This window comes from Pedobacter sp. (genome assembly GCF_031119335.1).
GTDB lineage: Bacteria > Bacteroidota > Bacteroidia > Sphingobacteriales > Sphingobacteriaceae > Pedobacter.
Window position 1 is genome coordinate 265,984 of sequence record NZ_JAVHXT010000004.1, and the last position, 12,733, is coordinate 278,716.

General features: G+C 39.0%; 13 protein-coding genes. 9 read left to right on the top strand and 4 right to left on the bottom strand.

Annotated features, from left to right (window positions below; translation table 11 throughout):
* Positions 1-19: 19 nt before the first annotated feature.
* The 8 genes from REI64_RS06665 to REI64_RS06700 all read left to right on the top strand — a co-directional run bounded on the left by REI64_RS06665 (position 20) and on the right by REI64_RS06700 (position 7,961).
* The gene (locus tag REI64_RS06665; protein ID WP_308849329.1) at positions 20-1,252 is read left to right on the top strand and encodes a sigma 54-interacting transcriptional regulator; all 1,233 of its coding nucleotides are present in this window, start codon (positions 20-22) and stop codon (positions 1,250-1,252) included.
* 4 nt (positions 1,253-1,256) lie between these two features.
* Positions 1,257-1,766, top strand: a complete 510-nt coding sequence (locus REI64_RS06670; RefSeq protein WP_308849330.1) for an LptE family protein — start codon at positions 1,257-1,259, stop codon at positions 1,764-1,766.
* A gap of 34 nt (positions 1,767-1,800) precedes the next feature.
* Positions 1,801-3,285 (top strand): hypothetical protein, encoded by a 1,485-nt coding sequence (locus REI64_RS06675; RefSeq protein ID WP_308849331.1) that lies wholly within the window; start codon positions 1,801-1,803, stop codon positions 3,283-3,285.
* 15 nt (positions 3,286-3,300) lie between these two features.
* The gene (gene secG, locus REI64_RS06680) at positions 3,301-3,663 is read left to right on the top strand and encodes a preprotein translocase subunit SecG (RefSeq protein ID WP_308849332.1); all 363 of its coding nucleotides are present in this window, start codon (positions 3,301-3,303) and stop codon (positions 3,661-3,663) included.
* A gap of 128 nt (positions 3,664-3,791) precedes the next feature.
* The gene (locus REI64_RS06685; RefSeq protein WP_308849333.1) at positions 3,792-4,202 is read left to right on the top strand and encodes a hypothetical protein; all 411 of its coding nucleotides are present in this window, start codon (positions 3,792-3,794) and stop codon (positions 4,200-4,202) included.
* A 411-nt stretch (positions 4,203-4,613) separates the two neighbouring features.
* The gene (gene groES, locus REI64_RS06690) at positions 4,614-4,892 is read left to right on the top strand and encodes a co-chaperone GroES (protein WP_138722410.1); all 279 of its coding nucleotides are present in this window, start codon (positions 4,614-4,616) and stop codon (positions 4,890-4,892) included.
* A gap of 78 nt (positions 4,893-4,970) precedes the next feature.
* Positions 4,971-6,608, top strand: coding sequence for a chaperonin GroEL (gene groL / locus REI64_RS06695; protein WP_308849334.1), 1,638 nt, complete (start codon positions 4,971-4,973; stop codon positions 6,606-6,608).
* Between the two features lie 693 nt (positions 6,609-7,301).
* Entirely contained in the window at positions 7,302-7,961 is a 660-nt protein-coding gene (locus REI64_RS06700; RefSeq protein ID WP_308849335.1) for an MgtC/SapB family protein, read from the top strand.
* Between the two features lie 13 nt (positions 7,962-7,974).
* Here the strand turns inward: REI64_RS06700 and REI64_RS06705 are convergent, their stop codons facing one another.
* Positions 7,975-8,469: an RDD family protein gene (locus tag REI64_RS06705; RefSeq protein ID WP_308849336.1), complete on the bottom strand. Its 495-nt coding sequence runs from the start codon at positions 8,467-8,469 to the stop codon at positions 7,975-7,977.
* A 93-nt stretch (positions 8,470-8,562) separates the two neighbouring features.
* Here REI64_RS06705 and REI64_RS06710 point away from each other — a divergent pair, with 93 nt between their 5' ends.
* Positions 8,563-9,990: an L-serine ammonia-lyase gene (locus REI64_RS06710; protein ID WP_308849337.1), complete on the top strand. Its 1,428-nt coding sequence runs from the start codon at positions 8,563-8,565 to the stop codon at positions 9,988-9,990.
* Positions 9,991-10,122: 132 nt separating this feature from the next.
* On the opposite strand, the gene REI64_RS06715 is transcribed toward REI64_RS06710, so the two are convergent.
* From REI64_RS06715 to REI64_RS06725, 3 genes are read right to left on the bottom strand one after another with little or no spacing between them, the layout of a single operon-like run.
* Positions 10,123-10,737 carry an FMN-binding negative transcriptional regulator gene (locus tag REI64_RS06715; protein ID WP_308849338.1) on the bottom strand — a complete coding sequence of 205 codons (615 nt, stop codon included), beginning with the start codon at positions 10,735-10,737 and terminating at the stop codon, positions 10,123-10,125.
* Positions 10,738-12,030, bottom strand: a complete 1,293-nt coding sequence (locus tag REI64_RS06720) for a carboxypeptidase-like regulatory domain-containing protein (RefSeq protein ID WP_308849339.1) — start codon at positions 12,028-12,030, stop codon at positions 10,738-10,740.
* On the bottom strand, positions 12,008-12,595 hold the full coding sequence (locus tag REI64_RS06725) for a sigma-70 family RNA polymerase sigma factor (RefSeq protein ID WP_308849340.1): 588 nt from the start codon (positions 12,593-12,595) through the stop codon (positions 12,008-12,010). The genes REI64_RS06720 and REI64_RS06725 overlap by 23 nt, the downstream gene beginning before the upstream one ends.
* Positions 12,596-12,733 lie beyond the last annotated feature (138 nt).

The following is a 12,733-nucleotide window of genomic DNA, read 5'->3' on the forward strand; positions in this document are numbered from 1 at the left end:
GCAATACGCAATACTAATAATGGATACACAAAGTATAAAACAACGTTTCGGGATTATTGGCAATTCGCCTTTATTAAACCGAGCTATAGATACAGCGAGCCAAGTTTCCCCTACAGATATGTCGGTTTTAATTACCGGAGAAAGTGGAAGTGGCAAGGAAGTTTTTTCGCATATTATCCATCAATTAAGTGCTCGTAAACACGGTGCTTTCATTGCGGTAAACTGTGGCGCTATTCCAGAAGGAACCATCGACTCTGAGTTATTTGGTCACGAAAAAGGTTCATTTACTGGTGCTCACGAAGCTAGAAAAGGATATTTTGAAGTAGCCAATGGCGGAACGATTTTTTTGGATGAAGTTGCCGAACTCCCTTTGGGCACACAGGCTCGTTTGCTGCGTATTTTAGAAAGTGGCGAATATTTGCGTGTAGGTTCTTCGAAAGTTCAAAAAACAGATGTAAGGATTATTGCCGCAACCAATGTTGATGTTTACGACAGCGTTAAAAAAGGCAAATTCCGTGAAGATTTGTACTATCGTTTAAACACTGTTCCATTGCGTATCCCACCTTTGAGAGAGCGCAAGGAGGATGTTTACTTGTTATTCAGGAAATTTGCTGCAGATTTTAGTGATAAATACCGCAGTCCGAGTGTTCAGCTAGAACCAGATGCTATACAAATGCTATCTAACTATAGTTGGCCGGGCAATGTGCGCCAATTGAAGAATATTGCAGAGCAGATTTGCGTATTAGAGAAAGACCGAAATGTAAATGCTCAGGCTTTGCTAGCCTATATCCCTAACGAGCAAAGCAGTAATTTGCCAATGGCGATAAACACCTCTAGCAAAGAAGATTTTTCGGAGCGGGATATCCTTTACAAAGTGTTGTTTGACATGAAAAAGGATATGATGGACTTGAAAAAGTTAGTGGCGGAAATTATCCAAAATGGTGGAAACACTGCACACGTTATGGCCGACAATCCGCAATTTATTAACCAGCTTTACCAAGATGTAGATTTGGACAATCATTCTGCAGAACCAACGTTAACCATCAAGCATCCTTCGCAAAATATCCCAAACGATTACAATTTTGCTCATGATGCGGAAGAAGTGGAAGAATCGTTATCATTAATAGATAAGGAATCTGATTTAATAAAAAAGGCGTTGAAAAAACATAAGGGCAAACGTAAATTTGCTGCACAAGAATTAGGTATTTCGGAGCGTACACTTTATAGAAAAATAAAAGAGCTAAATCTTTAAATAAATGAAGAAGATATTTTTGCTTTTCGCCATCTTTTTGGCATTTGCAGGTTGCAGCTACAAGTTTAATGGAGCCTCTATTCCAGTTAATATGAAAACTATTAATGTCCGTTTCTTTGAAAACGTTGCGCCATTAGTAGTACCAACTTTAGCACAATCGTTTACCGAAGCTTTGAAGGAAAGGATACGTACACAAAGTAGACTAAGTATCACTCAAAACGAGGCCGATGCAACCATGGAAGGCCGTATTACTGCTTATTCTATTACGCCTATTGCTTTTGGAGATAACAACCGCCCAACTGCTGGAGGTAACCGTTTAAGCATTACTGTAGAGGTTACCTACACTAATAATCTAGATACAGGAAAAGTGAAGTCTAGTTTTAAGGAGAGCTTTACGCAGTTTCAAGATTTTACGTTAACGGGAAGCTTGCAGAGCCAAGAGCCAGCATTGATTAAAGAGGTGAACAATAAGCTTACGGAAAACATTTTTAACCGTGCTTTTGCGCAATGGTAGGGAAATAATGTATTGCAATTACTAACTTAGCGCAATGGAGTTGAATATTGAGACGAAGCAACAATTGGATAAGTTACTCGCCAAACCTAACTTGGCCGGGCAAGAACATATCCCGTTTTTGCAAAACCTTATTGAAACTTATCCATATTATCAGCCGCTATATTTATTGTTGGCAAAAGCCAGCAATGGTAGCGAAAAACAACAGCAAGCATTCACTTTAGCAGCGCTTTATAACAATGGCAATATCTTACATAGGATGTTGCACGAGCCACAAACGCTAATTAATAACGATGAAATCAATATCATTACTAACCCTACATGGAATAGTGATTTAGAAATTTCAATTGATTTAAACGACGTGGTAAAAGTTGAAGAAATTGAAACTTTAGCTACTAGCGAAAATACTGTTGAAGATGCGCCAGAAATTGAGAATTTAGCGCCGCTACCTAACGAGATCATTGCTGTAGATGATTTACCAGAAGCAGCAACTACGCAGGAAATTGATGTCGAAAAACCTGTTTCGATTGAAACAGAAAAACCGTCAGCTCATCATTTCGTGGTTCCAGAAATAGAAAACCTTGCACCTTTAGAAAGTGAGGTTATTAAGGTTTGCGAAGCTGAAGAGCAGCCACGAGAAGAAACGCAAACTACCGCTGAGGCAGACGAGCAAGAAACTTTCGAGGAAATTACGGAATTGGTTCCGCCGCAGGTAGTGAGTACTCAAAGCGGGATTACAAAGGACGAAGAAATAATTGAGGTTAAGGCTGAGGCCGAGATGGAGCCCTCAGAAGAGCTCATCAGCCAAGATGAATTACTTATTGAAAATGAACAACCTGTTGAACCTAGCATTGACGTAAAAGAACGAGATTTAATAGAAGTAGAAACATTCGCTTCTGCCAATTTCTTTGCTTTTGATACTAATTTTAGCTCCGAGCAAATTGAGGAAGAAACTGGCGAAGAACAACTTACAAAATCAGAACCAAACATATCTACAGTTTCAAGTTTTGCAGCTTCTGCAAAAGAAAATATTGTAAGTAAGTATGACGATGATCAGCTGCCTTTCACATTTTTATGGTGGCTGGCCAAAACACGTAAAGATCACGAGCAAATCTTCAGACCATTTGTATCAACTAACAAACCGGCGGCGCAAACACAAGATTTACATCAGCAGTATGTAGAAAACATTTTCCACATACAAGCTCCTTTTGAACCTGAGCAAGAAACAGAAACAAGCTTACAAAAAGGATCACCAACTAAGGAAAGTGCAATAATTGATACGTTCATCAAAAACGATCCGCAGATTAAGGCGCTTCCACCAAACCAGATCAATAACGAAAACAAAGCAAAGAAAAGCGCAGAAGACTCTAATGATTTAGTGTCTGAAACCTTAGCTCAAATTTATATCGAACAAACGCTTTACCACAAGGCAATAGATACTTATCAAAAATTAAGTTTGAAATTTCCAGAAAAAAGTGGTTACTTTGCCGACCTTATCCAATCTTTAGAAAAGAAAATTTAAAATATTACATAAAAAATGGCGACTACCCTACTTATCGTTTTATTGGTGATTGCATGTGTTGCATTGGCCTTCTTCATTTTAATCCAAAACCCTAAAGGTGGCGGTTTGGCTACTGGCGGCGCAAGCAGCAACATGTTTGGTGTACAACGTACTGGCGATGTATTAGAAAAAGGAACTTGGGTATTGCTAGCGCTAATTGTTGTGTTCTCGTTAGCAATTACTGCAATGAGCAAATCTGGTAACACAGGCGGCTCAACAGGTTCAAAAATTGACGAGCACATCAACAAGGCAGCAGCTCCTTCTCCAATTGGAAGTGCTTTGCCTAAGTCTACTGCACCTGCAGCAACTCCTGCCGCTACAGACACTACAAAGAAATAAGCTTTAATTAAAGCGAATATAAATGTAGCTCCTTGGTTAACCGCCAAGGAGTTTTTTTGTTTTAATTACCCATTTCTAAGTATTGTGTACGTATTTAGAATGAAATATATTTGACAAAACTAATAAGGATGAAAAAAGCTCTACTAATTTTATTTATTACCATTACCTCTTTAACGGCATGTAAGAAAGACCCAGAGGATAGGTTAAAGGGAAGATGGAACTTAACCAAAGCGTATTCTGTTGAAAGCACAAACGGAACGAAAACTAGCGAACATACCGAAACTTATAAAAAAGGACAACTTTATATTGTTTTCGATGGTAATAATATAAGTATGTACGAAGATGGTAAATTGGATGATAGTGGAACATTTACCGCAACTGAAAATTCAATTACGATAAAGAGCAAAAATGGAGATGAAGAAACTAGTCAACTGCGTTGGAATTCAAAAAAGGAATTTGTGGTAATCTCAGAAGGTACTGACGTAATTAACGGTTTTACGTACGATTATAAATCAGAAATGACCTTTAATAAAGACTAAATTTAAATGTACTGATATAAAAAGGCTACTAAACACAAGTTTCGTAGCCTTTTTTGTTTCTTCTGAAATTGACAAAACTGCTTCTGGTTTTTGTTAATTAGCCCCGATTGAAGGCGGCAGTCCGGAAGGAGTGAGCGTTTGATAAAGCATGGGCAAAACGACTGAGGACTAGAGCCGAAAAGCGGGACTGTCGGAAGATAAATCCTTGTTAAACTGCGCTCCCAAAAATTAAAGCGAGTTAATCAAAAACGGCCACTTTCACTGTCAGTCTGACACCAAAATTTAAGGGATAATTGACCTAACTGACAAAGCCGTGCAAATTTGTCAAACTAAAAGCCCTTGGCATAATAACTGATAATGGATTTACTGTTAATTTAAACATTTTAAAATCAAAATAATATTATTAGAGTTATGGCTTTAAATTTAAAACCAATTGGAGACAGGATTGTGGTAGAAGCCGCACCTGCTGAAGAAAAGACAGCTTCTGGTATCTATATCCCTGATACTGCAAAAGAAAAACCTCAACAAGGAACCGTAGTTGCTGTTGGCGCTGGTAAAAAAGATGAACCAATGACTGTAAAAGTTGGTGATGCAGTACTTTATGGCAAATTTGCTGGTACTGAAGTATCTCACGAAGGAAAAGAGTATTTAATTATGCGTGAAAGTGATATTTACGCTGTAATAGGATAATCTTAAGTAAAAATATAAAGTAAAAAGTTTAAAGATTTGGGTTATTCGTAACTCGTAAATCTAAAATCGTAAATAACAATGGCAAAACAAGTAAGATATAACGTTGAAGCTCGTGACGCACTGAAAAGAGGTGTAGACACTTTAGCAAATGCAGTAAAAGTAACTTTAGGTCCAAAAGGACGTAACGTAATTATTGATAAAAAATTCGGTTCACCTGCAATTACTAAAGATGGTGTAACTGTAGCTAAAGAAATTGATTTAAAAGATCCAATTGAAAACATGGGTGCTCAAATGGTGAAAGAAGTAGCTTCTAAAACTGCTGATATTGCAGGTGATGGAACTACAACTGCTACTGTACTGGCGCAAGCAATTGTTACTGCTGGTATTAAAAACGTAGCTGCTGGTGCAAATCCAATGGATTTGAAACGTGGTATCGATAAAGCAGTTGCTGCCGTAGTAGAGAACTTGAAAACTCAATCTCAAACTGTAGGCGAAGACAACAACAAAATCAAACAAGTTGCTTCAATTTCTGCAAACAACGATGAGGTAATCGGTTCGTTAATTGCTGAGGCAATGCAAAAAGTGGGTAAAGATGGTGTAATTACTGTAGAAGAAGCAAAAGGTACTGAAACAGAAGTAAAAACTGTAGAAGGTATGCAATTCGACAGAGGTTACCTTTCTCCGTACTTTGTAACTAATGCAGATAAAATGGAAGCTGATTTAGATTCTCCTTTCATCTTAATCTACGACAAAAAAATCAGCAACATGAAAGAATTGTTGCCAGTATTGGAAAAAACTGTACAAACTGGTAAACCGCTTTTAATTATTGCTGAAGATTTAGATGGCGAAGCTTTAGCTACTTTGGTAGTTAACAAAATCCGTGGTTCGCTGAAAGTGGCTGCTGTTAAAGCTCCAGGTTTTGGCGATAGAAGAAAAGCAATGTTAGAAGACATCGCTATCTTAACTGGCGGTACCGTAATTTCTGAAGAAAGAGGTTACAAATTAGAAAACGCTGATCTTTCTTACTTAGGTACTGCTGAGAAAGTGGTTGTTGATAAAGACAATACTACTGTAATTAACGGTGCTGGTAAAACTGAAGATATCAAAGCTCGTGTGGGTCAAATCAAAGCTCAAATCGAGACGACTACATCTGACTACGACAAAGAAAAATTACAAGAGCGTTTAGCTAAACTTTCTGGTGGTGTTGCTGTACTTTACGTAGGTGCTGCATCAGAAGTAGAGATGAAAGAGAAAAAAGACCGCGTTGATGATGCTTTACACGCAACTCGTGCTGCTGTAGAAGAAGGTATTGTTGCTGGTGGTGGTGTGGCTTTCATCCGTGCGGTAGCTTCATTAGCTGACTTAAAAGGTGATAACGACGACGAAACTACTGGTATTGCCATCGTGAAACGTGCAATCGAAGAGCCATTACGTCAGATCTGTGAGAACGCAGGTATCGAAGGTTCTATCGTTGTACAAAAAGTAAAAGAAGGTACTGCAGATTTCGGTTACAATGCTCGTACAGATGTTTATGAGAACTTAATTGGTGCTGGTGTTATCGACCCAACTAAAGTATCTCGTGTAGCATTAGAAAACGCAGCTTCAATTGCAGCAATGTTGTTAACAACAGAAGTTGTTTTGGCAGATGAGCCAGAAGCAGCAGATGCAGGTCACGCACACCCACCAATGGGCGGCGGCATGGGCGGCATGATGTAAACCCCTAAATCCCCTAAAGGGGACTAATAAAAGCGACTTGCCAGGTGTCATCCTGAGCTTCCCGAAGGTTCGGGACAAGTAGTCGAAGAATACAAAAAATCCCTCAAGGCGCAAGTTTTGAGGGATTTTTGTTTGTGCAATATCTCGTCATTGCGAGGAACGAAGCAATCTCTATAAACTTGTCTAGAAGCGTAATTTCCTTGCTACTATCTTTCGAAAGTCCGGCTTTTCGCTACTCCCGATGAAAAATCGGGATCCACTTCAATCCGGGCTAGTTAACAAAGCCAGAATTATATCCAACCCTATTTCTTTGCCACTTGCCCTCTTTATAACTTAACAAAAATCCTCCCCCTACCCCCTCCAAAGGGGGACACCAGATGCACATCCTAAAATTTGATATTCTAAACCCACTAACTTGAGTTCGAGATAACGAAATTAAGTTCGTTGCAAGCGATAGCCCCTCAAATCTTCGTTCAGCTAATTTTCGGTCTCCTATTTTTCGGATTGCACCGATAAGCCAAAGCATTTACTTTAAAAGAAAAATAGGCAACCGAGAGTTTTTGTTACTTTTTGCGGTCAAAAAGTAAGAGCCCCAACGGCGGCAAACTTAAAATTATTCTCCAAATCTATTTGGGTTAAAGGACCGTAAAAAAAACTTTTTACTTTTACCTTTTTACTTTCTACATTTAACCCATGTGGGAAATACTAGGAGATAGAAATCAATTCCTTACCATTGCAGAGGTAAACAAGTTTTTGCTGGCAATTTTACTTTGTGGCTTAATAGGTGCAGAACGCGAATACCGAAGCAAGTCGGCAGGTTTAAAAACGATGATTATGATTGGCTTAGGCTCTGCATTATTTACAGTACTTTCCGTTAAAATTGGCGATAGCAGTCATGACCGTATTGCCTCTAACATTGTAACTGGTATCGGTTTTCTTGGTGCTGGTGTAATCTTTAAAGAAGAAAACAGAGTAAAAGGCTTAACCACCGCCTGCGTAATTTGGATTGTAGCTGCTATTGGCATGGCAGTGGGTTCGGGTTATTTTATCCAGGCTATTGGTGTAACTGCGGTTGTATTACTTTCTTTGTTAATCTTTCCTTATATCGAAAATGTAGCCGATCGCCGTTTTACTAAACGCACTTACCGCATTGTAAAGAAATATCAGAATAAAGACTTAGATAACTACGAACTCATCTTTAAACAGCACAAATTAAAACCAACCAGAGGCAAACATCAATTAGCCAACGGTATCATTACCGGAACTTGGGATGCGGTTGGAAGTCCTGCCAAGCATCATGAGTTTGTAGAAACCATGCTGCAAGACAGTAGTATTATTGAGTTTGATTTTTAGTAATCTAAAGAAACTAATCATTTGACGATCTCAGCTCTGTATAAAAAATTTCTTTTCTACGTTGCAGATCTAATTTTTTTTCGTCAACTACCATCGTATCAGACCATGCATCATGCCATGGATTACAAGGTGTACCAAAAGCACTAAGCGCATTAAAAGGAATAGACCTAATAATGTTACGTGTAAAAGCCTTTTGGAAGCCAATATCACTACCATCCATATTTACTGCTTTAGTTCCAGTAATTACTTTTCCTAAGGTTTTTCCGTGACAAGCTGCCTCTATAATGAACATTAACAATCCGTAACATATCAATGATATTATACGCTCTAAGATACCGCCATCCCCTTCAGGCAGAAGTTCAGGCTTAAAAAATCCTATTGCAATACCAAGTAAAATAACCAGAATATAAAAAACGATCATATCTATAATATAATTGGCAAATCTTTTCCCGGTACTTGCTCTACAATAGGTTAAATCTAATTCTTCTTCAAAGTTTGTTTGTTCCATGGCGTTATTTTTTAAATGTTTGTTGGTTATGAAGATAAAAAATTACAAGATTATTCACCAATTTAAATCACAAAACAATCGTAGCTTTGTATTATGCCTAATGAACAAATTTCGGTATTCGATATATTTAAGATAGGAATTGGCCCTTCTAGCTCGCACACACTTGGCCCATGGCGTGCTGCGCAACAATTTACCAATAGCCTAGTAGCACAGGGGGTTTTAGACGATGTAGAACAAGTTAAAATCTTATTATACGGTTCTTTAGCTAAAACCGGCAAAGGCCACGGAACTGACATAGCTATTCTGTTAGGCTTAGCTGGCGGAGATCCCGTTACTTTTGACGTAAATGCGATTGACAGTACTGTTGCCGAAATCAAAGAGACACAGAAATTGCTGCTTGCAGGGCATTTCAAAATCAACTTCTCTTATGAGGATGATTTGATATTCCTTTTTGCTGAAAGCTTGCCTTTTCACCCGAATGCAGTTACTTTTCAGGCATTGTTATCAACTAGCAAAGCCATTTCTGAGACTTATTACAGTATAGGAGGTGGCTTCGTGGTAAAAGAAGGGCAAGACAGTTCCGAAAAAGAACAGGTTGAGTTACCGTTTCCGGTAGAGAAAGCCAGCGAACTTTTACATTGGTGCTTAACCACTGGCTTAAAAGTTTCGGAAATTGTAATGGAAAATGAAGCCGCTTGGCGACCAGAAGCCGAAACCAAAAAAGGAATTCTACAACATTATAAAGTAATTAAAGAATGTATTTATAGAGGTTGCCATACTGCTGGTTTTTTACCTGGCGGATTAGACGTTGCCCGTAGAGCTGCGAAATTAAATCAGCGCTTAATTGGTGACCAAACCTATACCGATTATGATAGTTGGATGCTGGCTATTCGTAAAGGCGGGATGGGCTTTAACTATATTTTAGATTGGGTAAGTTGTTTCGCCTTGGCAGTAAACGAAGAAAATGCTGCTTTCGGTCGTGTGGTAACTGCCCCAACCAATGGCGCTTCGGGTGTAATTCCAGCTGTATTGCAATATTTTATTACTTTTTGCGATGGTTACACCGAAGATAAAATCATTCAGTTTATTGCTTGTGCTAGTGAAATTGGCAGTATTTTCAAAAAAGGAGCTACTATTTCTGCAGCGATGGGTGGTTGTCAGGCAGAAATTGGTGTTTCCTCTGCAATGGCAGCAGCGGCTTTAACAGAATGTTTGGGTGGTTCGCAACGACAGGTATTAATGGCGGCAGAAATAGCCATGGAACATCACTTGGGTTTAACCTGCGATCCTATCGGCGGCTTGGTGCAAATTCCTTGCATCGAACGTAATACCATGGGTGCCATCAAAGCCATTACTGCTAGTCAGTTGGCACTGCAAAGTAATCCTGATAAGGCAAAAGTAAGCTTAGATGCGGTAGTAAATACCATGTGGGAAACCGCTTTAGATATGAACTCTAAATACAAAGAAACTTCTGACGGTGGTTTAGCAACAAATATCCCGATTAGTTTGCCAGAGTGCTAAAACCCCTCCTAACCTCCCCCAAAGGGGAAGAAAAGAAAACGCATCATTAAGTCGGCAAAAATATCAGCGAATATCTGCAGAGGAAATCAATATAATCAGCGGGAACAAAAAACAATTTAACAATAAAGCAGTCTAGCCATTTAAATCTTTCATCTGCTTCGCTACTTCCTGCTCTTGCACGTCATCGCTCTGCGAAAGCTGTTTAACAATTGCTTCTTTATTACCTTGCGGATGGTTTTGGCTCAATTTAAAAACTCCATCTAAAGAAGTTACGGTAATTTCAAAACCTGCAATAGCTTTTAAATGATGGTTGATGTATTCATCAGACATGCGATGAAAAGCCGCTGGACTGTCAGTAGCTTCGTATTGATTGGTAAGTTCTTTAATTACGCTTCTAGTTTCTTCATCATTTAACATTCTAATTTTGCCGGCAGCGTAAACCGAACTGTAATTCCAAGTAGAAGCTGATGCCGGATTTTCGTAGACCGAAGCACTCACATAAGCATGCGCACCATGAAACAGTGCCAACACATTCTCGTTTGCTACAAAAGCCTCATGATGGTCGGTTTTTCGCATCACATGGCCAACAAGCTTAACAACATCACCATCTTGTTTAATTTGTAAAGGTATTTGCGTGGCCGATGGAATATTTTGGTTTGCGCCAATGACTACAGCAAAAGGATGAGCCTGCATAAAAGGGAGCAGCTTATCAAGATCCTTTTCTAGAAATTTACCAACTTTATACATTTAGAATTTGATGCTGATCGCAGTAGTTTTATTTACACCTGCTGGGTAATTCCACTTACTACCATTCTTTAGCAGTCTTATCGCTTCTTCGTCAAAATCCTTTCCAGCCGACTTTCCTACTTTGATATCGCTAGGTGTACCATCAGGGAGAATAGTAAAATTTAACATTACCAATTTTGAGCCATCAACATAAAGTTTGTTTTCTTTAGCTAGATATTCGCCATAAGCTTTCCAGCCAATTTTAGGGATACCAATAAGCACCTCATCAGCAACTTCTTTTGCAGCTATTACAGATTTTCTTTTTGCTTGCCCAGCATCTACTACCACCACTTCACTCAGAGCAGAACTACTTCCATCCAAACGGATATTTAATTTCTCGTTAGCTCTTGCTTCCACATTTTTTCTGGCAAAGCCTAACGAAGCTACCTCTAAAGTAACCTTGTTGCTGTCTTTATCTATCGGCAAAGTAAATTCGCCGCTCACATTCGTAATTGCCCTAATATCTTTACCCACCATTTTCACATCGGCACCAGATAGTGGCCTGCCAGCAATATCATATACGGTACCTTTAACAGACCTCGCATATGGATCTGTTTTCACTTGGATACCATCTACCCTACTATCCAAAACCTGCACTGGTGATGTTGGCGCAGCAATTGGCGGTCCCATTACTGTGTTTTGTTTTTGATAATTTTCCTGTTTAAGTCGTGCAGATTTAAACTGTTTTTCTTGTAAAACAGATGCCGCTACAGCTTCTTCCTGAACAGCCTTATTATTTTTTGCAATAGCTTGGCCGTTTTTCGATAATGTGTTATCCAATGCTTGCGTAACCTTCTTTTGATCTAGCAATGTTTCTGCTGCTGTTTTCGACAAGGTATCAACCGGCGCAACAGCGGCAACTTCAGGTTTTAAATCTACCTCTACTGTCTTATTTCGTGCCGCAAAATCACTTTGAATTTTACGTTGATTTTCACGCATCAAAAACAAAACGCTAACCACAATAAATACCACGGCGGCAGTTGCGGCGATGCTTAATCGCAACGAGGTAATTCGCCACATTTTACGTTCAACTGGCTTTTCGGCTATGCGTTCTTGCAATTGCTTCTGCAGGAGAGAAAGCGTTTGTGTACGCTTCTTAGCTTCGGTTAAACCTGCTAAAGCTTGGGCAACAAAAGGGTCTTCGAGCGAAATTCGCTCAACCTTATGCATGGTACGAGGGTCGAGTTTACCTTCTAGGTAATCGTCTAGTACATCAATATCTAACCATTCGTTATTGCCCACTGTTCTTTTCAATACAAATTTTCAAATTGCGCTTTCCATTTTGGATATAGCTTTTCACTTTCAGCATATCGTAACCCGTAATATCGGCAACTTCTTTATAGCATTTTTCTTGTAGATAGAATAAATCTACGCTTTTTCGTTGTTCTTCCGAAAGGGTTTCCATACACTTTTCCATGATGGTAAGCTGTGTTTCTTTTGTGTTGTCGATATCAAGATGCACCAACTCATCATTTTCCACAAAATTTTCTTCAATACTTACCGTTGGATTTTTGCTCGACTTGCGCAAAGCCATTAAGCAATGGTTTCGGGTGAGCACATGCAGCCAGCTTTTAAAATTCTGCACCTGATGTACACGAAGTTTCTTCACTAGTTCTTCAAAAATTTGCATTACTGCATCCTTGCTTTGCTCTTCATCTTTAAAATAGTTGAAGCACACCCCAAAAACTAAGTGCATATATCTGTTATAAAGCTTACCCAATACTTCTAAATCGCCGCTTTCTTGGTAAGCTGCAACTAGCGAGAGATCGTCTTGCGTCGCATTCTCCCCAACTCTAGATGTATTTTTGATAAACTTCAAACGTCTCGGAATTCCTAAATTTCTTCAAGTATAAAAATATTTTTCGAGATGGGTATGGAAAATTGTGGATAGCTACATCTACCCTTAAACGATAAGTCCAAAAGTCGATAAGTTATTAGACCGAAAAAGATTTTCGAA